The sequence below is a fragment of the Acinetobacter sp. yr461 genome (assembly GCF_900110445.1).
GTDB lineage: Bacteria > Pseudomonadota > Gammaproteobacteria > Pseudomonadales > Moraxellaceae > Acinetobacter > Acinetobacter calcoaceticus.
Window position 1 is genome coordinate 138,900 of record NZ_FODU01000004.1, and the last position, 25,476, is coordinate 164,375.

The 25,476-nt window shown below is 40.8% G+C and carries 29 protein-coding genes; 24 read left to right on the forward strand and 5 right to left on the reverse strand.

The window, feature by feature from the left end; translation table 11 throughout:
• Window positions 1-165 precede the first annotated feature (165 nt).
• From der to BMW38_RS08930, 21 genes are all read left to right on the forward strand, one after another.
• A complete protein-coding gene (der, locus tag BMW38_RS08830) occupies window positions 166-1,575 on the forward strand; it encodes a ribosome biogenesis GTPase Der (RefSeq protein ID WP_003654885.1) in 1,410 nt (469 codons plus the stop codon).
• Between the two features lie 196 nt (window positions 1,576-1,771).
• The gene (locus BMW38_RS08835; RefSeq protein ID WP_092707321.1) at window positions 1,772-2,386 is read left to right on the forward strand and encodes a beta-ketoacyl synthase chain length factor; all 615 of its coding nucleotides are present in this window, start codon (window positions 1,772-1,774) and stop codon (window positions 2,384-2,386) included.
• Entirely contained in the window at window positions 2,371-3,174 is an 804-nt protein-coding gene (locus tag BMW38_RS08840) for a lysophospholipid acyltransferase family protein (RefSeq protein WP_092707323.1), read from the forward strand. Before BMW38_RS08835 ends, BMW38_RS08840 begins: the two co-directional genes overlap by 16 nt.
• Window position 3,175: 1 nt before the next feature.
• Window positions 3,176-3,436 (forward strand): phosphopantetheine-binding protein, encoded by a 261-nt coding sequence (locus tag BMW38_RS08845; protein ID WP_000067033.1) that lies wholly within the window; start codon window positions 3,176-3,178, stop codon window positions 3,434-3,436.
• A 5-nt stretch (window positions 3,437-3,441) separates the two neighbouring features.
• The gene (locus BMW38_RS08850) at window positions 3,442-3,696 is read left to right on the forward strand and encodes an acyl carrier protein (RefSeq protein WP_080592314.1); all 255 of its coding nucleotides are present in this window, start codon (window positions 3,442-3,444) and stop codon (window positions 3,694-3,696) included.
• Window positions 3,693-4,247: a COG4648 family protein gene (locus BMW38_RS08855; protein ID WP_139193534.1), complete on the forward strand. Its 555-nt coding sequence runs from the start codon at window positions 3,693-3,695 to the stop codon at window positions 4,245-4,247. Before BMW38_RS08850 ends, BMW38_RS08855 begins: the two co-directional genes overlap by 4 nt.
• Before the next feature lie 9 nt (window positions 4,248-4,256).
• Window positions 4,257-5,915, forward strand: a complete 1,659-nt coding sequence (locus BMW38_RS08860) for an AMP-binding protein (RefSeq protein ID WP_092707325.1) — start codon at window positions 4,257-4,259, stop codon at window positions 5,913-5,915.
• Window positions 5,916-5,917: 2 nt separating this feature from the next.
• Window positions 5,918-6,658, forward strand: coding sequence for a glycosyltransferase family 2 protein (locus BMW38_RS08865; RefSeq protein ID WP_092707327.1), 741 nt, complete (start codon window positions 5,918-5,920; stop codon window positions 6,656-6,658).
• A gap of 2 nt (window positions 6,659-6,660) precedes the next feature.
• Window positions 6,661-7,587: an LpxL/LpxP family acyltransferase gene (locus tag BMW38_RS08870; RefSeq protein ID WP_092707329.1), complete on the forward strand. Its 927-nt coding sequence runs from the start codon at window positions 6,661-6,663 to the stop codon at window positions 7,585-7,587.
• A 1-nt stretch (window position 7,588) separates the two neighbouring features.
• Complete coding sequence (locus BMW38_RS08875; protein WP_092707331.1) at window positions 7,589-9,124, forward strand: HAL/PAL/TAL family ammonia-lyase; 1,536 nt, start codon at window positions 7,589-7,591, stop codon at window positions 9,122-9,124.
• Window positions 9,125-9,133: 9 nt separating this feature from the next.
• Window positions 9,134-9,562 carry an acyl-CoA thioesterase gene (locus tag BMW38_RS08880; RefSeq protein WP_092707333.1) on the forward strand — a complete coding sequence of 143 codons (429 nt, stop codon included), beginning with the start codon at window positions 9,134-9,136 and terminating at the stop codon, window positions 9,560-9,562.
• Window positions 9,562-10,191: a LolA family protein gene (locus BMW38_RS08885; RefSeq protein ID WP_092707335.1), complete on the forward strand. Its 630-nt coding sequence runs from the start codon at window positions 9,562-9,564 to the stop codon at window positions 10,189-10,191. Before BMW38_RS08880 ends, BMW38_RS08885 begins: the two co-directional genes overlap by 1 nt.
• A complete protein-coding gene (locus BMW38_RS08890) occupies window positions 10,166-12,481 on the forward strand; it encodes an MMPL family transporter (RefSeq protein ID WP_244524339.1) in 2,316 nt (771 codons plus the stop codon). The genes BMW38_RS08885 and BMW38_RS08890 overlap by 26 nt, the downstream gene beginning before the upstream one ends.
• Before the next feature lie 29 nt (window positions 12,482-12,510).
• Window positions 12,511-13,806 carry an NAD(P)/FAD-dependent oxidoreductase gene (locus BMW38_RS08895; protein WP_092707338.1) on the forward strand — a complete coding sequence of 432 codons (1,296 nt, stop codon included), beginning with the start codon at window positions 12,511-12,513 and terminating at the stop codon, window positions 13,804-13,806.
• 2 nt (window positions 13,807-13,808) lie between these two features.
• Complete coding sequence (locus tag BMW38_RS08900) at window positions 13,809-14,354, forward strand: DUF3261 domain-containing protein (RefSeq protein ID WP_092707340.1); 546 nt, start codon at window positions 13,809-13,811, stop codon at window positions 14,352-14,354.
• A complete protein-coding gene (locus BMW38_RS08905; protein WP_092707342.1) occupies window positions 14,351-15,553 on the forward strand; it encodes a beta-ketoacyl-[acyl-carrier-protein] synthase family protein in 1,203 nt (400 codons plus the stop codon). Before BMW38_RS08900 ends, BMW38_RS08905 begins: the two co-directional genes overlap by 4 nt.
• Window positions 15,553-15,978, forward strand: coding sequence for an ApeP family dehydratase (locus tag BMW38_RS08910; protein WP_000762336.1), 426 nt, complete (start codon window positions 15,553-15,555; stop codon window positions 15,976-15,978). Before BMW38_RS08905 ends, BMW38_RS08910 begins: the two co-directional genes overlap by 1 nt.
• Window positions 15,979-16,001: 23 nt before the next feature.
• Window positions 16,002-16,727 carry a 3-ketoacyl-ACP reductase FabG2 gene (locus tag BMW38_RS08915; protein ID WP_005044822.1) on the forward strand — a complete coding sequence of 242 codons (726 nt, stop codon included), beginning with the start codon at window positions 16,002-16,004 and terminating at the stop codon, window positions 16,725-16,727.
• The gene (locus tag BMW38_RS08920) at window positions 16,727-17,953 is read left to right on the forward strand and encodes a beta-ketoacyl-ACP synthase (protein ID WP_092707344.1); all 1,227 of its coding nucleotides are present in this window, start codon (window positions 16,727-16,729) and stop codon (window positions 17,951-17,953) included. The genes BMW38_RS08915 and BMW38_RS08920 overlap by 1 nt, the downstream gene beginning before the upstream one ends.
• Window positions 17,954-17,964: 11 nt before the next feature.
• Window positions 17,965-18,399: a hypothetical protein gene (locus BMW38_RS08925; RefSeq protein ID WP_005036894.1), complete on the forward strand. Its 435-nt coding sequence runs from the start codon at window positions 17,965-17,967 to the stop codon at window positions 18,397-18,399.
• A 24-nt stretch (window positions 18,400-18,423) separates the two neighbouring features.
• Window positions 18,424-19,080 (forward strand): 4'-phosphopantetheinyl transferase family protein, encoded by a 657-nt coding sequence (locus BMW38_RS08930; protein WP_092707346.1) that lies wholly within the window; start codon window positions 18,424-18,426, stop codon window positions 19,078-19,080.
• Window positions 19,081-19,149: 69 nt separating this feature from the next.
• On the opposite strand, the gene secB is transcribed toward BMW38_RS08930, so the two are convergent.
• From secB to rsgA, 4 genes are all read right to left on the reverse strand, one after another.
• Complete coding sequence (gene secB / locus BMW38_RS08935; RefSeq protein ID WP_003654925.1) at window positions 19,150-19,602, reverse strand: protein-export chaperone SecB; 453 nt, start codon at window positions 19,600-19,602, stop codon at window positions 19,150-19,152.
• 27 nt (window positions 19,603-19,629) lie between these two features.
• Window positions 19,630-19,887: a glutaredoxin 3 gene (gene grxC / locus BMW38_RS08940; RefSeq protein WP_003654926.1), complete on the reverse strand. Its 258-nt coding sequence runs from the start codon at window positions 19,885-19,887 to the stop codon at window positions 19,630-19,632.
• 11 nt (window positions 19,888-19,898) lie between these two features.
• Entirely contained in the window at window positions 19,899-20,315 is a 417-nt protein-coding gene (locus BMW38_RS08945; protein ID WP_003654928.1) for a rhodanese-like domain-containing protein, read from the reverse strand.
• Window positions 20,316-20,413: 98 nt separating this feature from the next.
• Window positions 20,414-21,475 (reverse strand): ribosome small subunit-dependent GTPase A, encoded by a 1,062-nt coding sequence (rsgA, locus tag BMW38_RS08950; RefSeq protein ID WP_092707348.1) that lies wholly within the window; start codon window positions 21,473-21,475, stop codon window positions 20,414-20,416.
• Window positions 21,476-21,600: 125 nt separating this feature from the next.
• On the opposite strand from rsgA, the gene orn reads away from it, so the two are divergent.
• From orn to BMW38_RS08965, 3 genes are all read left to right on the forward strand, one after another.
• Window positions 21,601-22,167 (forward strand): oligoribonuclease, encoded by a 567-nt coding sequence (gene orn / locus BMW38_RS08955; protein WP_005036888.1) that lies wholly within the window; start codon window positions 21,601-21,603, stop codon window positions 22,165-22,167.
• A gap of 152 nt (window positions 22,168-22,319) precedes the next feature.
• The gene (locus BMW38_RS08960) at window positions 22,320-23,051 is read left to right on the forward strand and encodes a Bax inhibitor-1/YccA family protein (protein WP_092707350.1); all 732 of its coding nucleotides are present in this window, start codon (window positions 22,320-22,322) and stop codon (window positions 23,049-23,051) included.
• 137 nt (window positions 23,052-23,188) lie between these two features.
• The gene (locus BMW38_RS08965; RefSeq protein ID WP_003654938.1) at window positions 23,189-23,992 is read left to right on the forward strand and encodes an enoyl-ACP reductase FabI; all 804 of its coding nucleotides are present in this window, start codon (window positions 23,189-23,191) and stop codon (window positions 23,990-23,992) included.
• Between the two features lie 69 nt (window positions 23,993-24,061).
• On the opposite strand, the gene BMW38_RS08970 is transcribed toward BMW38_RS08965, so the two are convergent.
• Entirely contained in the window at window positions 24,062-25,456 is a 1,395-nt protein-coding gene (locus BMW38_RS08970) for an efflux transporter outer membrane subunit (RefSeq protein ID WP_092707463.1), read from the reverse strand.
• Window positions 25,457-25,476 lie beyond the last annotated feature (20 nt).

Genomic DNA, 25,476 nt, shown 5'->3' on the forward strand with positions numbered 1-25,476 from the left:
AAGCGCTTAACAAATTACGCTGTTAAAAATATCGGGGTGTTTGAATTAAATCAGTTCAAAGCCCCGTCTTTTATTATGGTCATCTCTGACCTTAAAATATATCTCCTGTACTGTTTTTAATGCTCATGCCATGAGATATGGCTGGTCTTGGATTAAGGTTATTGTATGAAACCCGTTATTGCGCTCATTGGTCGTCCGAATGTCGGAAAATCAACGTTATTTAACCAGATTACCAAGAGTCGTGATGCACTTGTAGCCGACTTCGCGGGCCTGACTCGTGACCGTAAATATGGTGATGCGACTTATCAGAATAAGTCTTTCATTGTTGTTGATACTGGCGGTATTGGTGAAAATGAAGGCGGTATTGATAACTACATGGCTGAGCAGTCAAAAACAGCGATCAATGAAGCAGATATCATCATTTTTGTGGTTGATGCGCGTGCTGGCTTATTGGCTTCGGACGAACAAATCGCCCGTGAACTGCGTACTTTGGGTAAAAAAGTTTACTTGGTTGCCAATAAAGTTGATGGTGTTCATGCAGAAGCTGCGTTGGTTGAGTTCTACAAACTTGGTATGGGTGAACCCTTACAAGTTGCTGCCAGCCATGGACGTGGTGTACAGCAAATGCTTGAGGATGTCTTAGTAGACGTACCTGAAGATGAAAATCCAGAAGAGCATGACAAAGCAACAGGTTTGCGTTTAGCGATTATTGGTCGTCCAAATGTGGGTAAATCGACTTTGGTCAATCGATTGCTTGGCGAAGATCGTGTAGTGGCATTTGACCAACCTGGTACAACTCGCGACTCTATTTATATCCCATTTGAACGTGATGGTCGTCAGTACACCTTAATTGATACAGCGGGTGTGCGTCGTAAAGGTAAAGTTGATGAAATGATTGAGAAATTCTCAATCGTGAAAACGCTACAAGCCATTAAAGATGCACATGTGATTGTGGTGGTTCTTGATGCCCGTGAAGGTGTGGTTGAACAAGATTTACATTTGATTGGTTACGCACTTGAAGCAGGTCGTGCCATGGTGATCGCCATTAACAAATGGGACAACATGACCGAATACGATCGTAAACAGTGTAAGCTGGATGTTGATCGCCGTTTTGACTTTATTCCTTGGGCGAAAGTCCATTTAATCTCGGCATTGCATGGCACTGGTGTAGGGGAAATGTACCCAACTATCCATCGTGCTTATGACTCATCACATTTAAAAGTTTCACCTGCGAAATTAACCCAAATTTTGAATGATGCTACAGATGCACATCAACCGCCAATGGTGGGTGGTAAACGTATTAAAATGCGTTATGCGCATATGGGTGGACAAAATCCACCAACGATCGTAATTCACGGTAATAAAGTCGACAAAACCCCAGCGGATTATCGTCGTTACCTTGAGAATGTGTTCCGCAAAGTTTACAAACTGGAAGGAACGCCAGTGCGTGTCGATTTTAAAACGTCGGAAAACCCATTTGAAGGACGTAAGTCACAAGTGGATGAGCGCGTTGCGGCACGTAAACGTCGTTATGTACAGAAATTCAAAAAAGCTGAGAAAAAGTTTAAACGTTAAGCTTTTTAAAGTTCAAAAACCCAAAGTCTTCTTTGGGTTTTTTATTGCAAATAAATGAGCATGTGCCAAGAGTTATGAAAAAGTGTGAATGATAAACGTAATTTTTTGTAAATTTCATAACGAATGCTATAATCAGCATCTTTATAAAATAATTTATATTTCGACAGAATAATGCTGCTTAGGGTTCACTTTTAGCATGGTAACATTACATCTTGCTCAGCTCACATTTACACATGCTCAGCCCTCATATACAGCCCTTGACTGTATTCCAGCTATGCAGCGTAGACGGTTATCGCCATTAGCTAAACTTGCTTTAAATAGTGCGCTTGGTGCATTAGATGGCAGTAAAGCTGATTATATAGTTTGGGTATCACGATATGGTGACGAGTGTAAAACGTTGAATATCTTGCAAGACGTTTTAAGTGAGCAAACCCCATCACCCACACAATTTTCAACGTCTGTTCATAATGCAATTTCTGGGCTTTATTCTATTTTATGTCAGGATGATACTCCCGCTACAAGCCTAAGCTGTTCATGGACTGAAAGTTTGATTGAGGCTTATGCACTTTTAAAGTCAATGACTGATATCAAGCGGGTATTAGTCGTTGCATATGATGAGCCATTACCTAATATTTATGCTGAGGCAGTCGATTTTCCTGCCTATGCGATGGCTGCGGTCGTTACTCTCGAGCAACCTAATTTACAAATTACTGCGTGGACGCATACAGATGAAGCAGATGCTCCTGCTTTTGCTCATTTTTGGCAGGATGCTGACCAGTTAACATCTGCATTTGGGTGGAACAAATGCTAAATCTTAAAAACCTCAAGCAAAAAAGTAATTATTGCTGGCGTGTAGCTGCAACTGGTTTTAGCTTTGCCAGTTTTGGGCTGGGCGGTATGGCAATTGCTTCAGTTATCGCGCCAGTACTAAAAGCAACAACCTCTGACTCTGAAAAGCGTCAGCAGCGTGCACAAAATGTGATTAAGTATAGTTTTAAAGGCTTTACCGAAATGATGGTTAAACTGGGCATCATGACTTATTCGGTAGACGGTTTGGAAAAGCTACAGAATAGTCGCCAAGAGCTAGTCATCGCCAATCATCCGAGTTTGATTGATGTTGTAGTACTAATTGGTATGATGCAGCAGGCTAATTGTGTGGTGAAGCAGTCTCTTTGGTCGAATCCCTTTACCAAAGGACCCGTACAAAGCGCAGGCTATATTTTGAACGCAGGCTCTCAGCAATTTGTTGAAGACTGTGTGACGCGTCTGAAAGAAAATAATGCGGCTTCTCTTTTAATTTTTCCGGAAGGAACGCGTACTGAAAAAGGGATGACCCTAAACGAATTTCAGCGCGGTGCAGCCAACATTGCCATTCGTGCAAATGTACCAATTCGCCCAGTAATTATTACCTGTACACCATCGACATTAACCAAGAATGAAAAATGGTACCACGTACCATCTCGACCATTTCATATCGAAGTGAAAGTACTCGATGCTGTACAAGTTTCAGATCTGTTAGATGATTTAACAGTAGGACCTAAACAAGTTCGTCAGTTAAGTCGTAGTTTTTATAAAATTTTTGATGAAGAGTTATCGTGAAATGAGCAATCTTGCTGATGAACTAAAGCAAATGATTATTGATGTTTTGGCACTAGAAGATATCACTATTGCAGATATTGATACAGAAGCTCCATTATTTGGAGAAGGTTTAGGATTAGACTCGATTGATGCACTGGAGTTGGGACTGGCTTTGAAAAAGCGTTACAACATTCATTTAAATGCGGAGTCGGATGAAACCAAACAGCATTTTAAATCAATCCAGAGTTTAGTTGCTTTAGTTGAAGCACAGCAGAAGTCATAAGGAGCGTGATGATGTTATCTCAAGAACAAGTATTAACTAAACTCCGCGAATGGATGGAAGATTTGTTTGAAATTGAACCAGAGTCTGTTCAACTCGATTCAAACTTATATTCAGACCTTGATGTAGACAGTATTGATGCAGTTGATTTAGTTGTAAAAATTAAAGAGTTAACGGGTAAGCAAGTAAAACCTGAAGATTTTAAAAATGTGCGAACTGTACTGGATGTTGTGACGGTTATTCGGAATATGACTGCTGAATGAAGCTCGTGATTAAAGGGTTGATTACAGCACTTTTTGTGTTGTATCCCTTTATTGTGGGTTGGAGTTTGACACGCGGTCAATTTGTTTGGGTGAGTATGTTACTCATCGGATTAGGTGTGGTCAGACTTTTTAGTAAAGGCAACTCATTATTATGGCCTTTAACTGGTTTTGCCATTGTTTGTGGCAGTCTTAGCTTGCTGTCACATAATCATGCTTGGTTAAAGTTATATCCGGTTGGCATGAGTTTGGGTGCATTGGTTATTTTTGCACTGACACTGATAAAACCACCGTCTATGATTGAACGCTTTGCCCGACTCGTTGAACCTGATTTACCTCCTTCTGGTGTGCAGTGGACCAGACAGATGACTAAGGTATGGTGCATTTTCTTTTTCTGTAATGCATTGATTGCTTTAAGTACTGTACTTTTTACATCGACTCAGGTTTGGGTCATTTATAATGGCTTTATTTCGTATGTACTAATGGGCATTTTGTTCGTTGGTGAATTTATTTTGCGTAAGCGACATCAGCGTTTACATTCTTCAAATCATTAATTAAAAATTATGCACTGTCATTTTCAAAAATTCATCGATTCAGCTCAGCCACTTTGTATAGATGCTGCTCTACATTCGACCAGTTTTACTCAATTTTGGCAGGATGTTGCTTTGCAAGCTGCTGCAATTGCTCAAATGGAAAATTTAACTTGGGCATTATGGGAAGCAGACAGCTATGAATTTCTGGTTTTATTCTTTGCTGCTTTGCTAGCGAAAAAACAAGTACTTTTACCACCAAATCGAGTACGTGAACTAGAACAAGATTTTGCAGCACAGCAGATTTATTTTTTAAAGCGTCAAGATGTTGAAAAAGTTGTTCCTTTATCTTTAATTTTGGATGATGACTTTTTAGAACATGCGCAACTGTATTTTTATACATCAGGTTCAACGGGGGAGCCTAAAAAAATCCCAAGAACACTCAGACAATTACTCAACGAAGTTCAAGGATTAAGCCAGAGCTTTAATTTCGATGAGCACGCAATTGCGATCGCTACGGTCAGTCATCAGCATATTTATGGTTTACTATTTAAATTACTGCTACCACTTGCGACGGGTCGAAGTTTTTATGTCCCTCAAATGGCATTTCCTGAAGATGTAGTACAGGCTCAAAAACAATTAGAAAAATTGGAATTAAGCAATTATTTGATCTCAAGTCCGGCATTATTAAAACGCTGGACCACAGATGTCATTTTACAACAATGTCAGGTGGTTTTTAGTTCGGGGGGCAAACTGGAAAGTGGGGTTCGTCCTTTATTAAATCGTCCGATTATTGAAGTTTTGGGAAGTTCTGAAACAGGTGGTATTGCCCATCGTGCTAAAGATGAGGATGCTTGGACTGCTTTTAGCAATGTAGCTATTCGTATTGAAGATCAACAGCTCATGGTGAAGAGTAATCATGCCTATGAGGATGACTGGATTACGACAGGTGATGGCGCAGCATGGACAGATGCAACATGTCAGACTTTTAAGCTGATGGGGCGTACAGATCGAATTATTAAACTTGAAGAAAAGCGTCTGAGTCTAGATGCGATCGAGCAAAGCATTCAAGCTTTAGATGCAGTACAGCAATGTCATGTATTGGTACTTGAACATGAGCATCGTCAAATATTGGGATGTATTGTTGTTTTAACAGAAGATGCAAGGGAACAGTTACAGCAACTAGGTAAGTCGGCTTTTGTTGGTCATTTAAAACAACAGTTGAAAGACAGCTTGGAAACTATAGCAATTCCTCGTCAATGGCGTTTCTTAAGTCAGCTACCGCAAAACTCGCAGTCTAAACTCAATAAAAGCTATTTGCAGACTCTATTTAAGCCTATGTTACAACCTGTGGTTTTGTCGCAGTCTCAAAGTTCAGATGACTATATTTTTAGCCTTGAATTTCCACCAGAGTTAGCTTGTTTTAAAGGGCATTTCCCAACACAGCCTATTTATCCTGGGGTCGGGCAAATAGGTTTTTTACAACATTTTGCTAGATCAATTTGGTCGGACTTAAATTGGTGTCAGGGTTATGAACAGCTAAAATTTCAAAATCTGATCCGTCCTTATGCAATTGTACAACTTAAGCTTTCTCGAAAAGAGCATAAAGTGAGTTTTGAGCTACGCGATTCAGAACAAATTTTGGCTTCTGGTCGTTTATTATTCGCTTTGCAAACGGAAGTAGAGGGTTAAAAATGCAGACCAACTATGGCTTTGTTATCCCCGTTTATAACCATCCCCATTATTTAGCTGACTTGATTGCCTATCTTGATCGCTTTCATTTGCCGATTGTATTGGTAAATGATGGAAGTGATGATGCTTGTAGCCAGATTTTACGGGCATTGGCCGATCAATATTCCCAAATTCATTTAATTGAACATGAAGTGAATAAAGGTAAAGGGCAAGCTGTGATTACAGGACTGCGTGCTGCACATGAGTTGGGTTTAAGCCATGCCTTACAACTTGATTCCGATGGGCAACACCACTGGGATGACATTCCTAAATTTATTGAACAATCCCAGCAACATCCCAAAGCCATGGTGATTGGTCAGCCGTACTTTGATGAATCTATTCCTAAAAAACGGTTGTATGGTCGTTACATTACCCATTTTTGGGTGTGGCTTAATAGTTTGTCTTTTGAAATTAAAGACAGTATGTGTGGGTTTAGAGTGTATCCACTCGAAAGCACCATTAAAGTTTTAAACAGCGCTAAGTTTCAACCACGTATGGGTTTTGATAGCGAAATTTTGGTGCGTTTAAAATGGGAAAATACCTCATTTATTAATGTGCCGACACCTGTTGTTTATCCAGAGCAGGGCATCTCCCATTTTCATGCTTGGCGAGATAACTTAGGGCTGAGCAAAGCGCATGCAACTTTGTTTATGGGTATGCTTATTCGGTTGCCAAAATTGCTCAAACAGAAGTTGAAAAACTAATCATGACACATTCAGCTTCACCAAAATGGAATGACATTAAAGAGCGAGGAGGCATGTTGCCCCTCATGCTCATGTTGTGGTTTTACCGTTTTGGTGGACGTTGGTTATGCAAGTTGGTGATGTACTTTGTCATTATGTGGTATTGGCTGTTTGCCGCCGCAGCACGACAAGCTTCCTTACTTTATTTACAAAAACTGCATCATTTTGCTGGAACACAGTCTCCATTTAGTCACCAACCAAATTGGACAAATAGCTATGCACATTTAATGCAATTTGGTGAATGTATTTTAGATAAGATCGAGGGCTGGTTAGGTCATATCTCAGAGCAAAATCTAGAAGTTTTTGGGCATGAAAACTTTTCTCGGCACTACCAAAAAGGGGCGCTGATTGTGGTTTCCCATTTTGGCAATATTGAATTGCTTCGGGCAATTAAGTCAGAACATCCCCAGAAAATTAATGTGCTGGTTTATCAAAAACATGCGACCAAATTTAATGAGTTTTTGAAAAAGCTAAATGATAAGGCTGATGTTTGCTTATTGCCTGTCGATGAGTTGGGTATTGAAACCGCTATGATTTTACAAGACAAAATGCAAAAGGGTGAGTGGGTGATTGTTGCTGCGGATCGTGTACCTGTGCAGTCAGATCGTGTACAGCATGTCGACTTTTTAGGGGAATCAGCAGCCTTTCCACAAGGCGCATGGATCTTGGCAAACTTACTGAAAGTACCTGTCATAGCTGTATTTTGCTACCGTGTGCAACAACAGTTTCAAGTTCATATTCATTCAATTGCCGAGCAGGTAAATTTACCCCGCGCTAATCGTATTGAAAGCATGCAAACCTTGACCAAAACTTATGTTGCCGTATTAGAACAGCATTGTGTACGTGCCCCTTATCAATGGTTTAATTTTTATAATTTTTGGACGAAATAACATGCGTGTGTTAACCGTAGGTGAACAGCCACTGAGTATTGAAGATGTCGTTTCGGTCGCAAGAGGCGAATGTCAGGTTGCGTTACCTGAGTCATCTTCATGGCGTGGCCTAATTCAAAAAGGTGCTGATTTTCTCGATCAGTTACTTGAAGAAGAAGGTGTCATTTACGGTGTGACCACGGGTTATGGTGACTCGTGTTTAGTTGAAGTGCCATTACATCAGGTCAATGAGTTACCACTGCATCTTTCACGTTTTCATGGTTGTGGTTTAGGTGAAAACCTAGATGTGATCACTGCACGTGCAGTAGTGGTGACGCGTTTATGTTCGTTGGCTCGTGGTTATTCAGGTGTGTCTTTGGCATTGCTTGAACGATTGGTTTGGTTGTTGAATGAAAATGTGATTCCAGTCATTCCATCTGAAGGTTCGGTGGGGGCAAGCGGTGATTTAACGCCGTTGTCTTACATTGCTGGAACGTTAATCGGAGAGCGTGATGTCTATATTGATGGACAAATTACCCCTGTTGCTCAAGTGTATGCCGAAAAAGGTATGCAACCATTAACGCTCAGACCTAAAGAAGGTTTGGCGCTCATGAACGGCACTGCCGTGATGACGGCGATTGCTTGTTTAAATTATAAAAAAGCAGAGCAGATTGCACTCGCAAGTACTTTGATTACAGCTCTAAATGTGCTGGCCTTGGAAGGTAATCCCAGCCATTTTGATGAAGTACTGTTTGCACAAAAGCCGCATCCAGGGCAGCAGCAAATTGCCAAGCAATTACGTGACTGGCTGAACAGTGAAGTACAAACAGCACATCAAAGTCCACGTTTGCAAGATCGTTATTCGCTTCGTTGTGCACCGCATATTATTGGTGTGTTTGAAGATTCAAAAGTATGGTTACGTCAGTTTATTGAAAATGAACTGAATTCAAGTAACGACAATCCCTTGATTGATCCAGTAGGTATGCGTGTGTTGCATGGTGGTCATTTTTACGGTGGGCACATTGCACAAGCAATGGATAGCTTAAAAATTATGATTGCCAATATTGCTGACTTGATGGATAGACAGATTGCACAATTGGTCGATCATAAAATGAATCATGGTTTGCCACGTAATTTAACAGGGGCAACGGCTGAACGTTTACCACTCAATCACGGCTTTAAAGCTGTGCAAATCGGGGTGTCGGCGTGGACAGCTGAAGCCTTAAAAAACACTTTAGCAGCGTCGATTTTTTCACGCTCAACCGAGTGCCATAACCAAGACAAAGTCAGTATGGGTACCATTGCTGCACGTGATGCGAGCCGCGTGATCACCTTAACCCAACAAGTGGTTGCAGCCCTCTGCTGCGCTAGTGTGCAGGCCATTCATTTAAAAGGTTTAACAGCACAGTTAAGCCCAACATTGCAGGCATTTATGCAATGGACCTTACAAAGTTTTGCATTTGTCGAAGAAGACCGACCATTACAAACCGAATTACAACAGATTGTTGATCGTTTAGACCAACTTGAATTGTTTAATCAACCAGAATTTATGGGATAAGGTGAGCCAATGCATGCAGATGTAATCATTGAAATTCCATTTCATGATGTCGATACCATGAATGTGGTTTGGCATGGACACTATTTAAAATACTTTGAGATTGCGCGCTGTAAATTGCTCGATCAATTTCATTACAACTATATGCAGATGAAAGAATCAGGCTATGCATGGCCTGTGATTGAAAGCCATGTTCGCTATGCATACGGTATTGAGTTTGAACAAAAGATTCGAGTGCGAGCCGTTTTAAAAGAATGGGAAAACCGTTTGAAAATTGATTATCTGATTTTTGATGCTGAGTCTGGGAAACGTTTAACTAAAGGTTATACCACTCAAGTGGCGGTGAATATCGAAGCTCGTGAAATGTGTTTCCAGTCACCTCAAGTTTTGTTTGATCGTTTGAATGCGTGGTCTGAGTTTCAACCGAAGAGGAATGCGTGATGTCTCAATTCATCAAAACTTTAGGTTTAGGTGCTGCTGTTTGGATGAGCAGTTTAAGTGTGGTCTATGCAGCACCAGCACAAATTACTCAAATTTTTCAGCAATTGTCACAGTCTCCTACGGTTCGTGCTGATTTCGAACAGCAAAAAAAACTGCCGTCGTTGAATAAAACATTTGTGTCGAACGGCTCGTTATTATTTGCTAAATCTTATGGCGTGGCATGGCAAATCAAACGCCCAGTACAAGCAGATTTGATTGTTACCCCAACGAAGCTAGTGCAAAAAACGCAGCGTACATTTAGCCAAATTCAAGTTGATCAATCACCTTATAGTTCTGTAGCAACTTTATTTTTGCAGTTAATGTCAGGTAATGAACAGGCCTTGGCAAAGAATTTTAATGTAGTGAGTGCGAACTATAGTCCAGCGGGTTGGAGCATGAGCTTAACTCCGAAAAGTAGTCTATTTAAAAAGCTGTTTGTGCGTGTTGATGCGCAAGGGCAACAGTACGTTAATCAAATTGTGATTACTGAAAAAGCCAATAATTTGACAACCATTCGTTTTAGTCACCAGACTTCTCAACCGACGACTCTAACGGCTGCTGAGCATGCGCTTTTCCAACTGGCAAAATAAGTTCACCGCACTTTGGTTAATTGCTCTGCTGCTTATTGCAGTGGGGCTTGGCATGACGTGGTTGAATAAAGATATTCATATTCAAACCAATATTTTTGCGTTATTGCCTAAAGTTCAGCAAGACCCAGAACTTGCACGTACTCAGCAGTACATGAATGAGCAACTTAACAATAAAGTATTTGTCGTTATAGATGCCAAAGATGAAGCTGCGATACAACAGGCAACCAATTTTTTAACAGCGCAAGCGAAGCAAAGTACGCTATGGCAACCACTCAAACCTCAGCTTGATTTTGAACAGTTTGCAAAGCAGTTGTATCAACATCGAGCAGGGTTGTTGAGTGTCCAAGATCAAGCCTTATTGCAAAAAAAGGATTATGCTGCACTGACTGAACAAAGCCTGATGCAGATGATGAGTCCAGGCATGCCTGTCACTGCTGAGTCACTTAAGCAAGACCCGCTATTATTGTTCCCTCGTTATGCCATGCAACTGGCAAATCCGTCACAACAAGATATTGAAATGGAGCAGGGCTTTGCGACCATTCACCATGAGCAAGGTATCTCTCGGCTTTTCGTATTACAGTTAACGCAAAGCCCATACAATATTGATTATCAAGAACAGGTAGCGAACTGGATTGAGCAAACTAAGCAAAAGTTAGCGGCAATGGGATTAAATTCTCATTGGACTGGAACTATTTTATTTTCAAATTTTGGGACGCAATCGGCTAAGCAGGAAATCTCAACCATTGGTGTTGGCTCTACATTGGGCTTAATTTTTCTGGTTTGGTTTGGCTTTCGTTCATTGCGACCTTTGGCAACCGAATTTATTGCTGTTTCGACCGGAAGCTTTGTAGCATTTGCAGTCACGCATTGGATGTTTGGTGAAATTCACCTCATGACATTGGTGTTTGGTGCGAGTCTTATTGGTGTTTGTGTCGATTTTTCATTTTATTTTATGGCGATGCAATCGCAGCATAGACAGCTTGGCGGTTTTCAAATTTTAAAACCACTATTGCCAAGCTTGTTCATGGGCTTAATGACCACATTGGTTGCTTACATCTTTTTGAGTTTTACTCCATTTCCTGGGTTCAAGCAGATTGCGGTCTTTTCAATTGTAGGATTAACCGCGGCGTGGATCAGTAGTGTACTGCTATTGCCAAGATTACCTGCGCTAAATGCTCAGCCAGCAATAAAAGCACTGTCGTGGATTGGACAAGCACGGTTATGGTTTCAACAACGAGCTAAAATACGTTATGGCTTCATTGCAGCCATTTTAGCAGTGGGTACGGTGAGTCTTTTCTATCTCAAAAGTAACGATGATATCCGTAACTTACAAGGTATGGATGTGAGTCTGAAACAGCAGGATCAAGCCGTTCGTGAACAATTTGGCCAGCAACAAAGCAGTGATTATTTTGTAGTACGAGCAGCCTCTGCAAATGAAATGCAGCAACAAGAGCAGCAACTGATTGGACAATTGCAACAGTTGCAAGCAAAAGGAAAAATCAGTGCATTTCAAGCTCTGGGACAATGGGTTCCACCATTGGCAGAGCAGCAAAACAATGTACAACTTTTAAAAAATATTCCAACAGCGACTTTACAGCAATATGCCCAAAGCATGGGGCTAAATGTCACAGATGTTTTACAGTGGCAACAGCAACTGGCGACACAACCACTATTAGATTTTGCTGTATTTAAAGATCACCCTTTAGCTTTTTTACAACCTCAAGCCAATGAACGATTAGTGATGGTGACAGGGGTGAAACAACCTGAGGTGTTGAAGCAGCTTCAGAATGATCACATAAACTTCCAGCAACCGATTACTGCAATGTCGGAAATGTTTGCCGAACATCGAGTGCAGGCTCAGCATCTTCTCATTTATGCCTTAATTGGTCTGGCGGTTGGTTTAGCACTTATTTATGGTCTAAGTTCGATTGTGCCTTTGGTTCTGCCTGTAAGCTTGGCATTACTGAGCACTTTTGCTGTTCAGGCATGGTTAGGTGTCGAGATTAATCTGTTTAGTATTATGGCGACTTTCCTAATTATCGGGATTGGAGTCGACTATGCAATTTTCTACCGCCATGGACATGATCACCCGCAAGTGGTTGGAATGGCATTATTTTTATGTATGATGTCGACTTTACTTGGCTTTGGATTACTTTCATTTAGCCATACTTACGCAATTCATTGTTTTGGTTTAACGGTTTTATTCGGGGTTATTTTCTCGTTTATCTATGCGACTTTATTAACCCCCGCAGATGAAAAACATATCGTGAATTTACAAGACCATTCATAATTTGAATAAATTAAAAAGGAAGTTGTGCTATGAGCACTATAGAAAAAATTGACGTCGTAATTATTGGGGCTGGACCATCAGGTAGTTCTGCTGCGGCACTTCTTCGAAAAAAGGGTTATACCGTTACGGTCATTGAAAAACAGCATTTCCCTCGTTTTTCGATTGGTGAGTCATTGCTACCGCAGTCTATGGCATTTTTAGAAGAGGCTGGTTTACTCGAAACGGTCCGTGAGCATGTTGATCAATATGCTTTTCAATTTAAAAATGGTGCGGCTTTTTTACGCGGTAAACAACGCAGTTTTTATAACTTTACAGAAAAATTTACTGATGGGCCGGGGACCACTTGGCAAGTTCGCCGTGCAGATTTTGATAATTTGCTTGCAACGCAAGTTCAAGCTTATGGCGCAGATATACGCTTCGGACATGAAGTCTTAGGTGTTGATGTTGCATCTGAACAGCCCGTACTCACTGTGTTAGATGAAGAACAACAGCGTTATCAGATTCAAACCAAGTTTTTGTTAGATGCGAGTGGTTTTGGGCGGATTTTACCGAAGCTTTTAGATTTAGAGAGCCCATCAAACTTTCCAGTACGTCGTGCACTGTTTACTCATATTGAAGATGGTATTACAGACGATCCTGAATTTGACCGCAATAAAATTTTAATTACTGTGCACGAAAAAGATCATCGCGCATGGTATTGGCTGATTCCATTTGCAGATGGTCGCGCTTCTTTTGGTGTGGTTGCAGAACAAGATTTTTTTGACAAATACACGGTCGAAAATGCTGAAGATAATGAACCTGAGGCAATGTTTAAGCGTATTTTAGCCGATGAGCCAAGCTTGTCACATGTATTGCACCGTGCAAGATTTGATACACCAGTGCGCACCTTGGTGGGTTACTCAGCGAATGTAAAACACTTGGCAGGCAACAACTATGCACTATTAGGTAATGCAGGTGAGTTTTTGGACCCTGTCTTTTCATCAGGTGTGACGATTGCTCTTAAATCTTCAAGTTTGGCTATTCCTTTGGTTGAACGAGTTTTACAAGGTGAGCAAGTCGACTGGTTACAAGAGTATGAAAAACCATTACGTCGCGGTATTCAGGTGTTTCGTGCCTATGTTGAGTCATGGTACGAAGGCGAGTTCCAAGATGTGGTGTTCTCGCAAAATCAGAATGAAGGCATTCGCCGTATGATTTCTTCATTATTGGCTGGTTATGCATGGGATGAAAAAAATCCAATCCATAAAAATGCCAAACGTAGACTCACCACTTTGGCAGAATATTGTCGTGAAGGCTTGGCGCAAGAACAGGCACTTGAGGGCTAATCATGCAACGCAAATGGGCAACGATATTACTCAGTAGCTTTTTATTTTTAAATGGTTGTCAGGTCATGCCACATGCCAAAGGGCTACAAAGCCCACTATGGCAGGCACAAGCTTATCAACGACAAGATCAGGTTGAAGTTCAGTGGAAGCAGCAAAGTTTTAGCTTCTTGTTATACCAACAGCAAAAGGGTGCTGTACTGGATATGGTGGCTTTGAGCCTGACAGGCCAACAATTATTTAAGTTACAGTTTGATGGACATCGTGTTCATGTTGAACAGCGTATTGATCAAATGCGTTTATTGCCTTTTGAGTTTGTGGTACGGGATCTTCTGTTTGCTACATACCCTCAATTTTCACATTTAGGACAACAAGCAGTAGAGATGAAACAACAAGCTGGCATGCAAGTTGTCTATATTGAAAAGCAGCCTGTGTTGCAGCTTAAACAGGGACAAGGAAGCATTGAATTGATTAATCAACAAGTCCCTTATACCATGACGCTGAGTTCGATTGAAAATACGTTGCAGACAGAAGAAAGTCCTACACCATGAAACATTTACCTTCAGAAAATGCAGCCACAATGGCAGTAGGCATACAATTAAGTGTCGGTTTATCTGCATTAGGTTGCGAACTTAATCAAATCAAACAGGCATTACAACAGCCACAGCAAACCTTAAGTTTGCGAGATGATTTAATTGCTGATCGTAATGTTTGGGTGGGGCAATTTACACATCCATTATGCTCGAATGTACCAGACACCTTACAGTTTGTAGATTCACGTAATCTACGTTTTGCATTAACCGCATTATCCGAAATCGAGGCAGCGTTAAGAGACTATACGGCATCCTTTGAAAATAAACGTTTGGCCATTGTGGTAGGTACATCTACTTCTGGTATTGCAGATAATGAATTATTACTTAAGCAATATTTCCAAGGGAAAACTGATCTTTCAATATCTCACTATCCTCAGGAAATGGGCTGCTTAGCAAAAGCATTGCAGCAGTACTTAGGATGGGAAGGACCTGCATATACTATTTCGACCGCTTGCTCTTCAAGCGCGAAAGCATTAGCTGCAGGTCAGCGTTTACTTCATGCAGATTTAGCCGATGTTGTATTGGTGGGTGGCGTCGATACCTTGTGTCAGTTGACACTCAATGGATTTAATAGCCTAGAAAGTTTATCTGAACAGACTTGCCAACCCTGCGGCGTGAAACGTGATGGCATTAATATTGGTGAAGCTGCTGCATTTTTTGTATTAAGTAAAGCCACTGCTCCTGTGATGTTAATGGGTGCTGGTGAGTCGATGGATGCATGGCATATTTCGGCTCCACATCCTGAAGGCAAAGGTGCAACTTTAGCTATGCAACGTGCACTAGATATGGCTCATATTTCAGCTCAAGAGATTGGTTATATCAACTTGCACGGCACAGCAACTCCACAAAATGATGCAATGGAAATTAAGGCAGTACGACAAGTTTTTGGTGATTATCAGGTTGCTTTAAGTAGTACCAAACACAAAACCGGACATTGCCTCGGTGCAGCTGGCGCTATAGAAGCTTTTATTTGTGAACAGATTCTAAAAGATCAAAGTTGGTTGCCAGTGCATCAAAATGTTGAGATTGATCCAGATTTGGCTGACCAAAACTATGTACGAGATGCCGAGCTAAAACAACCCATCCGCTATGTCATGAGTAATTCTTTCGCTTTTGGGGGAAGTAATATTAGTCTTGTTTTTGGAGTGAAGCCCTGATGAAACTTGATGCAATTCAATATATTCCTCATGAGCAGCCTATGGTTTTTATTGACCATTTAACTGATGTTGCAGAAGGGCGGGCACAAGCCGAACTCACGATTACACCCGAGCTCATGTTCTGTGAAGCAGAAGGCTTGCCGACATGGGCAAGTATTGAAATTATGGCACAAACCATCAGCGCTTATTCAGGCTGGCAAGGTCAGCAGTCAAAACAAGCGCCAAAAGTCGGTTTTTTATTGGGAACACGTAAGTTAAATTTACCGATCCCTTATTTCGCTTTAGGTTCTCGATTGATCATTCAAATAGAACAACAATATTTTCATGAAGGACTTGGGCAATTTTCCTGTGAAATCCAATATGCTGAACACTGCATTCAGGCAACGTTAAGTGTATTTGAGCCAACAGAAACACCATTTGAATAACCACAAAGAATTAGGAATACATTGTGACAAGACGAATTTTAGTAACGGGTTCAAGTCGAGGAATTGGGAAAGCGATTGCATTACAACTTGCAAAGGCTGGTTTTGATGTAACTGTGCATGCCCGTTCGCGTCAGGCAGATGCAGAACAAGTCGTACAAGAGATTCAAGCGCTAGGACAAAATAGCCATTATTTAATGTTTGATGTAACTGAACGCCAAACCGTTCAACAGATTTTAGAACAAGATGTAGAACAGCATGGTGGATTCTATGGTGTTGTATTGAATGCTGGTCTTACCCATGATGGTGCTTTCCCAGCTTTAACAGATCAAGACTGGGATGAAGTTATTTCGACTTCCTTAGATGGTTTTTATAACGTATTAAAACCATTAGTTATGCCAATGATTCATTTGCGTAAAGGTGGCCGTATCGTCACGTTATCTTCGGTTTCTGGCATTATGGGCAATCGTGGTCAGGTTAACTACAGTGCTGCAAAAGCAGGATTGATTGGTGCGACCAAGGCCTTGGCACTGGAATTGGCTAAGCGAAAAATTACCGTGAACTGTGTAGCACCTGGTCTGATTGAGACGGAAATGGTGACAGATGAAGTCAAAGAACATGCACTTAAAATGATTCCGTTACAACGCATGGGACAAGTCGATGAAGTTGCTAGCGTGGTGAAATTCTTGTGTTCAGATGAAGCTTCTTATGTGACCCGACAGGTTATTTCTGTGAATGGGGGACTCATCTGATGAAACGTGTGGTTGTGACAGGAATGGCTGGGATTACCTCTTTAGGTGAAACCTCTGATGAGATTTTTGCTCGATTTGAAGCTGCCAAAAGCGGTATACGCTACATGCCGGAGTGGGAGCAATATGTTGACCTTCGGACCAAGCTTGCTGGACCTGTTGAAACTTTTAATGTTCCAAAACATTTTAACCGTAAAGTCACCCGTGGTATGGGCCGTGTTGCGCTCATGTCTGTGGTCTGTGCCGAAACTGCTTTGCAAAATGCTGGCTTGCTTGGACACGAAATTTTGTCTAGTGGTGAAGCGGGGGTTGCCTTTGGTTCTTCTGCGGGTAGCGTAGAGGCCGTGGGTGAGTTTGCAAGCATGTTGCTTCATCAGAGCATGAGTAAAATCAATGCAACAACCTATATCCGCATGATGGCCCATACAAGTGCGGTGAACATGACCGTATATTTTGGTCTAAAAGGCTTAACTTTACCGACATCAAGTGCATGTACCTCTGGTTCTATGGCCATTGGGCAAGCCTATGAAGCGATTAAATATGGCAAACAACAGGTCATGATTGCTGGTGGTGCAGAAGAACTCAGTGCAGCAGGTGCTGCGGTTTTTGATGTATTGTTCGCGACCAGTGGAATGAATGACCAACCAGAAAAAACACCACGACCATTTGATGCTAAGCGAGATGGATTGGTGATTGGTGAAGGGGCTGGCTGTTTAATTTTAGAAGAATACGAACATGCCAAAGCTCGAGGTGCCCATATCTATGCAGAAGTGATTGGCTACGGTAGCAATACTGATGGTCAACATGTCACTCGCCCCGAGTCAGAAATGATGGGTCGCTGTATGCAATTGGCACTTAAAGATGCATCTGTAGAAGCTAAAGACATTGCTTATGTAAATGCGCATGGCACCTCAACTGATCAGGGCGATGTAGCAGAAAGTCAGGCGACAGCAGCAGTTTTGGGACGTAAGCCGATCAGCTCTTTAAAAAGCTACTTTGGACATACGCTGGGGGCGTGTGGAGCTATTGAAGCTTGGCTGAGCATTGAAATGATGAATCGTAGTCGCTTTATTCCAACTTTAAATCTAGATGAAGTCGATCCACTGTGCGGCGATCTGGATTATATCGTTCAGCAGCCAAGAACTCTGGATGCTGACATTATTATGAGCAATAACTTTGCTTTTGGCGGAATTAATACTTCGCTTATTTTTAAACGTGTTAAACAATAAGGAACACAACAATGTTAAATAAAAAACTTTTATTTGTAGCAATGCTAAGTGCGGGTTTTACTGCCACTGTTCAGGCTGGAGATGAAGTACATCAGTTAAATTTTAAAGAAGCTGTAGACCGTGCAGTTGCAGATGGCACTTTAGATGGTTCAGTAAAGTTTTATTTAAAGGGTACAAAGTCTGGTGGTAAAGTCATTCAAAAAGATGCGGTGACCAATAAAAAGACCAATGGTTTTGGTAAGTCAGCTGCAACGTCTTGTGATTGGGTTTTACGTTCAGCGCTCATCCAAATGCAAAACAATGCTAAAGCACAAGGTGCAAACGCGGTTACCAATATTGTGAGTTATTTTAAAGCCAATGAAACCACGAGCACGACAACTTACGATTGCTATAAAGGTGCCATGATGGCGGGCGTTACCTTAAAAGGCGACGTGGTTAAATTCTAATTAATTTAAAATAAGGTCGGGATAATGTCTAAGCGTAATATTGAAGTCTACACACAGACATTGTCCCAGCTTCTTTTAAAATCTAAACAAGATTTCCCTGACTTTCGTACATTTAATCATTATAAAAAACAGCAAATACATAACATTAGAAATGAGCTAATAGCACAGAAATTACAAATTACAATAACGGATTTAGAGTTTACAAAGCATGAGCATGGCAAGCCATATTTGTTGAATCACGCTTTGCATTTCAATCACTCTCATAGCCAACAGTATTATGCTTTAGCAATGAGCCCGCATGTTAAAGATATCGGTGTAGATGTTGAAGAACTAGACCGTAAAGTTCGTTTGGAAGCTTTAGCCCAGCATGCATTTCATCCTAATGAATATGAAACGTGGTTAAGCTTAGAGCAAGACAGAGAATACTGGTTTAAAGTTTGGACGACTAAAGAGGCTGTTCTAAAAGCCTCGGGCCTCGGCATACGGCTAGATTTAAATACTTTAAATACTCAAGCACATCCTACAGACAATGGCGGAATATGTTCTCATCCACTTATTGGGACATTTGCTTATCAAAACTTCGTTCTAGGTAATATGATGCTAACAGTGGCATGGCGCTCAGAATTATCTTGCCGCGGTTTTCAGTTTCCTACTATTCAGCTTATTTCTCTTGATCATTAATTTTTAATTATTCAAAACATAAAAAAACCGCGATAAACGCGGTTTTTTACTCAAGGAGAAGCTAGAAAATTAAGCTTGACCTTCAACAGCTTGAGCACGTTGCATATTTGCTTCGAACTCTGCATCAAAGTTGATTGGAGTAAGAAGTAACTGTGGGAAGCTACCTTTAGTCACTAAATCATTTACCGCTTCACGTAAGAACGGGAACAAAATATTTGGGCAATAAGCGCCTAAAATATACGGTAAGCGATCTTCTTCGATGTTATCAATCAAGAAAATACCTGATTGAGTGATATCTACAATGAACGCTGTTTCGTTGTCGTTATCGGCTTGTACCACAACTTTTAAAGAAACTTCAAAATGAGTTGGATCAATTTTTTCTGCAGCAGAAGAAAGATTGATATTGAGTTCAGGTTGCCATTGTTTAGTAAAAACCTGCGCCCCTGGAACCTCAAAAGAAATATCTTTTGTATAAATACGCTCTAAAGCTAATTGTGGTTGAACTTGTTGTTCTTCGCTCATTGTTTTTTCCTTAATATGGATGCGATGTTAAGCCAATAATTCGTCGAGTTTACCTTCACGCTCTAAAGCATAAAGTTGGTCAAAACCGCCAATAAACTGATCGTTAATAAAAATTTGTGGGACAGTACGATGATTCGTGCGTTGCATTAATTCAACACGTACTTCCGGTGCTTCAACAGAAAGATTTACTTCTTTGTAAGCAATACCTTTACGCTCAAGTAACTGTTTAGCACGAACGCAATACGGGCATACAGAAGTTGAGTAAACAATGACATTTGCAGTCATAATAATTCTCCTTAAGCTTTTGGTTTGCTTTTTACAAGAGGTAAGCCTTGTGCTTTCCAGTTACTAATACCACCATCAAGACGATAGCTGTCATGGTGAGCAACTTTTTGCAAAGCACTCCCAGCAACTTGCCCGAGGTTGCAAATAAATACTAATGGGCGCTCACTTGCTTTTAATTCATCAGCATGACTTGCAATTTGGCTGAAAGGAATATTGCGGCTGCCACTAATATGACCTTCACGGAAGTCTTTACTATCGCGCAAGTCGATCAGTATGGCATTTTTCGCTTTCACTAAAATACCAAGCGACTGTGGTGAAATTTTACGACCGTTACGTTGACCTTCAAAAATGAAGAACAACACGACCAAGACTCCGAGCGTACCAAACAAAATGGGGTGATTCCCCATAAACTCTAACCAGCGTTCCACAAGTCACCTAAAAAAAATTAAAAACAAAATTGACCTAGAGTATAGCGTATATAGATGGTGATCAAAATCACCACTTCAAGTGCAAAGCGGACAGAAAATTAGTTTTTTTGCTGTGCTTCTTGAATCTCATCATTTAAACGCAAAAAGCTATCTAGGCGCCGTGGTAAAATTTCACCAGATTCTACAGCGTGTTTTAACCCACAGTTCTTTTCATGAGTATGGGTGCAATTACGGAATTGGCAAGAACCCAAATGTGCTTCAATTTCTGGAAAGCCCATACGAATTTTTTCTAAATCAAGATGCCAAAGCCCAAATTCACGAATTCCCGGTGAGTCGATTAACGCGCCATTTTTACCGAAATTCATTAAACGTGTAGAGGTTGTTGTGTGCTGACCAAGTGCAGAGTTTTCAGAAATAATATTTGTTTTTTGCTCTGCATCTGGAATTAATACATTAATTAAAGAACTTTTCCCTACACCCGATTGACCAACGAAAGCTACCGTTTCACCATCTAAACGTTCAGATAAAGCAGAGATATCTCCCTTTTTAGACTGACAAATCATCACCTCATAACCCAAAGTTTTATATTCTTCTAATAGCGTGAGAATTGGGTCATTTTCAGTGAGTAAATCTGATTTATTTAAGACTAAAAGTGCAGGAATGTTAGCGTCTGCGCAAGCCACTAAATAACGGTCGATTAATGTCGGAGCTGGCTCAGGAAGGGGAGAAAATACAATTACAATCAAACTGATATTTGCTGCAACTGGTTTAACCTTGTGATAACGGTCTGGACGGGTAAGTAATGAGTTGCGTGGATGAATGGCAGTAATAATGCCTAAACCTGTGTTCGGGTCTGCTTGCCATTTAACCCAGTCACCAGTCACAAGTAACTCAAGGTTAGTTCGAGTATGACATCGCCATACACTTTTGAGCTCGATAGGTTTCCAGAATGGTTCTGGCTCTCCTTCGGCAACTTGAGGTTTTTCTGGGTGATGCTCAGGTACAGAGAGTGCCTGTACTTCGAGTTGGCGGCCATAATGTTGTACAACGAGTCCGTCCAGATCTTGTGAAGTATCGGCCTCTTCTTGGCGAGTTTTGTGCTGTTTTTCAATACGACGTTGCTGCTGTTCAGTTAAACGACGCTTACGAATTAAAGCCATTCATATCCCAAAAAAACCACTGTTTGAAGATGGCAAAAATAGCATGAAGCGGCTATAGAATTACAGCGCAGATGCAAGAAATTTGCTACTATTGATGTTTTTACGGCATTTTAGAACGTACATACATGAGCAGTACTTTAAATACACGATTAATTTGGATTGATCTGGAAATGACCGGTTTAGATACCGATAATGACCAAATCATTGAAATCGCAACAATTATTACAGATGATAATTTAAATGTACTTGCCGAAGGTCCGGTCTTGGCTATCCATCAACCTGATCGTATTTTAAATGCAATGGATGAGTGGAATACCCGCCAACATGGACAATCTGGGTTGGTTGAGCGAGTTCGTCGTAGCAAATTGACAGCTCGTGATGCTGAGCTACAGACTTTAGAATTCCTAAAAAAATGGGTCAATCCAAAAGTTTCACCGATGTGCGGTAACTCGATTTGTCAGGATCGTCGTTTCTTACATCGTCTTATGCCTGAACTTGAGCAGTATTTTCATTACCGTAATCTTGATGTGTCTACCGTAAAAGAACTTTCAAAACGCTGGCGCCCTGAAATCATGAGCGGTCTGAAAAAGAATGCATCACATTTAGCAATGGATGATATTCGTGACTCAATTTCTGAGTTGAAATATTACCGTGAATATTTCTTTATTATGAATACTGATGGTAAAGATTAATTCCTTGCCGAAATAATAAAAAGGGGGGCTGTTGCTCCTTTTTTATTATTTAAAGGACATTGTTACAATAATATCGAGAGCCTGATTTGGCTTTCATATTCATTTTGCTTAAAATGATGTTTTAAATTTTTTATTATAAAAAGAGAGTATTTATGCAAAGTAATAACCCGATACTGACGCGTGTCGAAACGGTCAGTGACTATAGTCAACCAATGACCGTGCAAGGTGCGATTCAAAAATCTATTATGCTGACAGTCATTGCAGCGGCTGTGGGCATTGCTTTATTTTTCTACGCAGCTTTTACTGCAAATTTTGGTATTGCCTATGCAGGTGCTATTGTTGGTGCAATTGGTGGCCTGGTTTTAGCTTTGATTGCCACATTTAAACCGACGACTGCACCAACCTTGGCAATTCCTTACGCACTCTTTGAAGGTGCATTCTTAGGCGGTATTTCATTTACTTTTCAAATCAAGTACCCAGGTGTGCCTTTACAAGCATTACTTGCCACTTTCGTGACAACATTGGTGATGTTTGGTCTATATAAATTTCAGATTGTACGTGCAACAGAAAAATTTAAGTCAGTTGTGATATCTGCATCTCTGGCTATTTTTCTTGTGTTTATCGTGCAGATGATCATGCGTTTAGCATTTGGTTCTAGTGTTCCTTATATTTTTGAAAGTAACTGGTTAGGCATTGGCTTTGCTGCATTTATTGCGGTGATTGCGTCACTTAACCTGATTTTAGATTTCGATTTAATTGAAACCAACGCAGCTTATCGTGCTCCAAAATTCATGGAATGGTTGTGTGGTATCGCATTACTCTCAACTTTAGTTTGGATGTATATCTCTTTTTTACGTTTGATTGGTTTGTTATCTGACGACTAAAATTATATTCATTTAGAAGTCGCTCCTCATGAGGGGCGATTTTTTTTCGTGCGATTTTTGAAAAAAGATGCATTATGCAATTTCGAAAACCGCTGAATATTGGCATTATGCTTTAAATTGTTTTGAGTGAGATCGGCATGACACAAGGACTTTTAGCAGGTAAACGCTTTTTGATTGCAGGCGTTGCTAGTAAATTATCAATTGCTTTTGGTATTGCCCAAGCATTACACCGCGAAGGTGCAGAGCTTGCGTTTACTTATCCAAACGAAAAATTAAAAAAACGTGTGGATGAATTTGCTGAGCAATTCGGTTCTAAGCTTGTGTTCCCATGTGATGTTGCAGTTGATAGCGAAATTGACAATGCATTTGCAGAACTTGCAAAACATTGGGATGGTCTAGATGGCGTAGTTCACTCTATCGGCTTTGCTCCTGCACATACACTTGATGGTGATTTTACTGACGTGACTGACCGTGACGGTTTTAAAGTTGCTCATGACATCAGTGCATACAGCTTTATTGCGATGGCACGTGCTGCAAAACCATTACTACAAGCTCGCCAAGGTTGTTTATTGACTTTGACTTACCAAGGTTCTGAGCGCGTTATGCCTAACTATAATGTTATGGGTATGGCAAAAGCTTCTTTAGAAGCAGGTGTTCGTTACTTGGCATCAAGCTTAGGTGTTGACGGTATTCGTGTAAACGCGATTTCTGCGGGTCCAATCCGTACATTGGCTGCTTCTGGTATTAAATCTTTCCGTAAAATGTTAGATGCCAATGAAAAAGTTGCACCGTTAAAGCGTAATGTAACCATTGACGAAGTGGGTAATGCAGCATTATTCCTTTGCTCACCATGGGCTTCAGGTATCACTGGTGAAATTCTATATGTAGATGCTGGTTTCAATACTGTTGGTATGAGCCAATCTATGATGGATGATGAATAAGTTTTAAAATTTATTCAGACATAAAAAAAGCCGTAGTTGAAGGACTACGGCTTTTTTACTGGGCGCAAGTTATTGAGGAAGTTCTTTTACAGGTGAACCACCTAAAGTTTGCATGAGGGTGACATACGCGTTGTATTGGCTTTGTTTAGTTTCAACAAGGCTTAAGCGTGCAGTACGTGTAGTTTGCTGGGCATCAAGAAGTGTTTTTAATGCGACAGCACCATAACGATAACGGACTTCAGTTAAACGCTCAGTTTTCTCTGCAAGTTCAACATTACGTTCTTGTAACGCTACTTGTTTGTCGAGTTCGGTCCGGCTTGATAAAGCATTTTCGACATCAGCAAAAGCCTGATAAAGCGTCTGGCGATATTGAATAATCGCTTTTTCATAATCCAGATTGCTAATCGCGATATCTTTTTTCATATCGTTATATTGCAAAAACGGTAAGCTTAAACTTGCACCTAAAGTTAGGGCAGGGTTACGTAACAGTTCTGTCAACGATGTACTTGTTGAACCCAAACTACTGGTTAAGCTAATCGATGGATAGTAGCTCGCCTTAGTAGCATCTTTAGTCGCGAGCGCCTTTTTCAAACGAAGCTCAGAGGCTTGTAAATCGGGACGGCGCGATAAAATATCGGCAGGTAAGCCTGCACCAATTGCTGGTAGTGCATTGCGAGGCAAACGTTTGGGTTCTTGAATGTTTAACTGTTGCAATGGTTCATGTAAGAGCACTGCAATGGCAGTACGTGTTTCAACCAGTTGTTGCTCAATCTGGCTTAGGCTCGCTTTTTGACTTTGTACAGATTGTTCTGCTTGAGTAAGATCTACACCTGAAACCGCACCAGCTTTATACTGAATCTGTACCAGTTGATAAAGCTTTTGTGAGGTTGCTAGACTCTGCTGAGCAGTCGCATAACGTTCATTTAAATAACCGAGTTGCCAATATAATTTAGCCGTGGTTGCAATTAAACTTTGTCCAGTGGCTTGTAGGTCTTGTTCAGTCGCTAAAGCTTCCCATTTACTTGCTTCAGTTTGGCGTGCAAGCTTACCAAACAAATCAACCTCATAGCTTACGCCAGCACTCATTGATAGACCTTTAGCGCTGTCATCTCCTGAGTTCAAATCAAAAGAATGTCCCGTTGAAACACTAGAGCTAGTACGTAAGCCTTGCTTATTTGCGGTTAGGTCAGCTTGTAAACGTGCTTGTTTTAAGGTAATCCCTGCGACAGCTAAGTCACTGTTACGTTCTAATACATTATTTACGAGCTGATTAAGCTGTGCATCACTAAAAAGTGTCCACCAACGGTCAGAATATTGATCGGCAGACATGGTTTTTGCTTTTGTGGCGTCATACTGAAAACTACCCGGAACTTGTACCGCAGGTGTTTCATAAGGTGTTTTTACCACAGCAGCACATCCAACAAGAGAGCTTGTGAGGAGAAGTGCTGTGCTAAGTTTAGTCATAGAGAAAGACATGCAATTTT

What these genes read in the sequence shown, in the direction of transcription:
- BMW38_RS08870 (WP_092707329.1), top strand. Translation starts at nt 6,661, where the DNA reads ATGACACATTCAGCTTCACCAAAATGGAATGACATTAAAGAGCGAGGA.
- BMW38_RS08875 (WP_092707331.1), top strand. Translation starts at nt 7,589, where the DNA reads ATGCGTGTGTTAACCGTAGGTGAACAGCCACTGAGTATTGAAGATGTC.
- BMW38_RS08880 (WP_092707333.1), top strand. Translation starts at nt 9,134, where the DNA reads ATGCATGCAGATGTAATCATTGAAATTCCATTTCATGATGTCGATACC.
- BMW38_RS08845 (WP_000067033.1), top strand. Translation starts at nt 3,176, where the DNA reads ATGAGCAATCTTGCTGATGAACTAAAGCAAATGATTATTGATGTTTTG.
- BMW38_RS08965 (WP_003654938.1), top strand. Translation starts at nt 23,189, where the DNA reads ATGACACAAGGACTTTTAGCAGGTAAACGCTTTTTGATTGCAGGCGTT.
- BMW38_RS08865 (WP_092707327.1), top strand. Translation starts at nt 5,918, where the DNA reads ATGCAGACCAACTATGGCTTTGTTATCCCCGTTTATAACCATCCCCAT.
- orn (WP_005036888.1), top strand. Translation starts at nt 21,601, where the DNA reads ATGAGCAGTACTTTAAATACACGATTAATTTGGATTGATCTGGAAATG.
- BMW38_RS08890 (WP_244524339.1), top strand. Translation starts at nt 10,166, where the DNA reads ATGCGCTTTTCCAACTGGCAAAATAAGTTCACCGCACTTTGGTTAATT.
- BMW38_RS08900 (WP_092707340.1), top strand. Translation starts at nt 13,809, where the DNA reads ATGCAACGCAAATGGGCAACGATATTACTCAGTAGCTTTTTATTTTTA.
- BMW38_RS08905 (WP_092707342.1), top strand. Translation starts at nt 14,351, where the DNA reads ATGAAACATTTACCTTCAGAAAATGCAGCCACAATGGCAGTAGGCATA.
- BMW38_RS08855 (WP_139193534.1), top strand. Translation starts at nt 3,693, where the DNA reads ATGAAGCTCGTGATTAAAGGGTTGATTACAGCACTTTTTGTGTTGTAT.
- BMW38_RS08925 (WP_005036894.1), top strand. Translation starts at nt 17,965, where the DNA reads ATGTTAAATAAAAAACTTTTATTTGTAGCAATGCTAAGTGCGGGTTTT.
- BMW38_RS08885 (WP_092707335.1), top strand. Translation starts at nt 9,562, where the DNA reads ATGTCTCAATTCATCAAAACTTTAGGTTTAGGTGCTGCTGTTTGGATG.
- rsgA (WP_092707348.1), bottom strand. Translation starts at nt 21,475, where the DNA reads ATGGCTTTAATTCGTAAGCGTCGTTTAACTGAACAGCAGCAACGTCGT.
- secB (WP_003654925.1), bottom strand. Translation starts at nt 19,602, where the DNA reads ATGAGCGAAGAACAACAAGTTCAACCACAATTAGCTTTAGAGCGTATT.
- BMW38_RS08960 (WP_092707350.1), top strand. Translation starts at nt 22,320, where the DNA reads ATGCAAAGTAATAACCCGATACTGACGCGTGTCGAAACGGTCAGTGAC.
- BMW38_RS08860 (WP_092707325.1), top strand. Translation starts at nt 4,257, where the DNA reads ATGCACTGTCATTTTCAAAAATTCATCGATTCAGCTCAGCCACTTTGT.
- BMW38_RS08895 (WP_092707338.1), top strand. Translation starts at nt 12,511, where the DNA reads ATGAGCACTATAGAAAAAATTGACGTCGTAATTATTGGGGCTGGACCA.
- grxC (WP_003654926.1), bottom strand. Translation starts at nt 19,887, where the DNA reads ATGACTGCAAATGTCATTGTTTACTCAACTTCTGTATGCCCGTATTGC.
- BMW38_RS08930 (WP_092707346.1), top strand. Translation starts at nt 18,424, where the DNA reads ATGTCTAAGCGTAATATTGAAGTCTACACACAGACATTGTCCCAGCTT.
- BMW38_RS08835 (WP_092707321.1), top strand. Translation starts at nt 1,772, where the DNA reads ATGGTAACATTACATCTTGCTCAGCTCACATTTACACATGCTCAGCCC.
- der (WP_003654885.1), top strand. Translation starts at nt 166, where the DNA reads ATGAAACCCGTTATTGCGCTCATTGGTCGTCCGAATGTCGGAAAATCA.
- BMW38_RS08970 (WP_092707463.1), bottom strand. Translation starts at nt 25,456, where the DNA reads ATGACTAAACTTAGCACAGCACTTCTCCTCACAAGCTCTCTTGTTGGA.
- BMW38_RS08910 (WP_000762336.1), top strand. Translation starts at nt 15,553, where the DNA reads ATGAAACTTGATGCAATTCAATATATTCCTCATGAGCAGCCTATGGTT.
- BMW38_RS08920 (WP_092707344.1), top strand. Translation starts at nt 16,727, where the DNA reads ATGAAACGTGTGGTTGTGACAGGAATGGCTGGGATTACCTCTTTAGGT.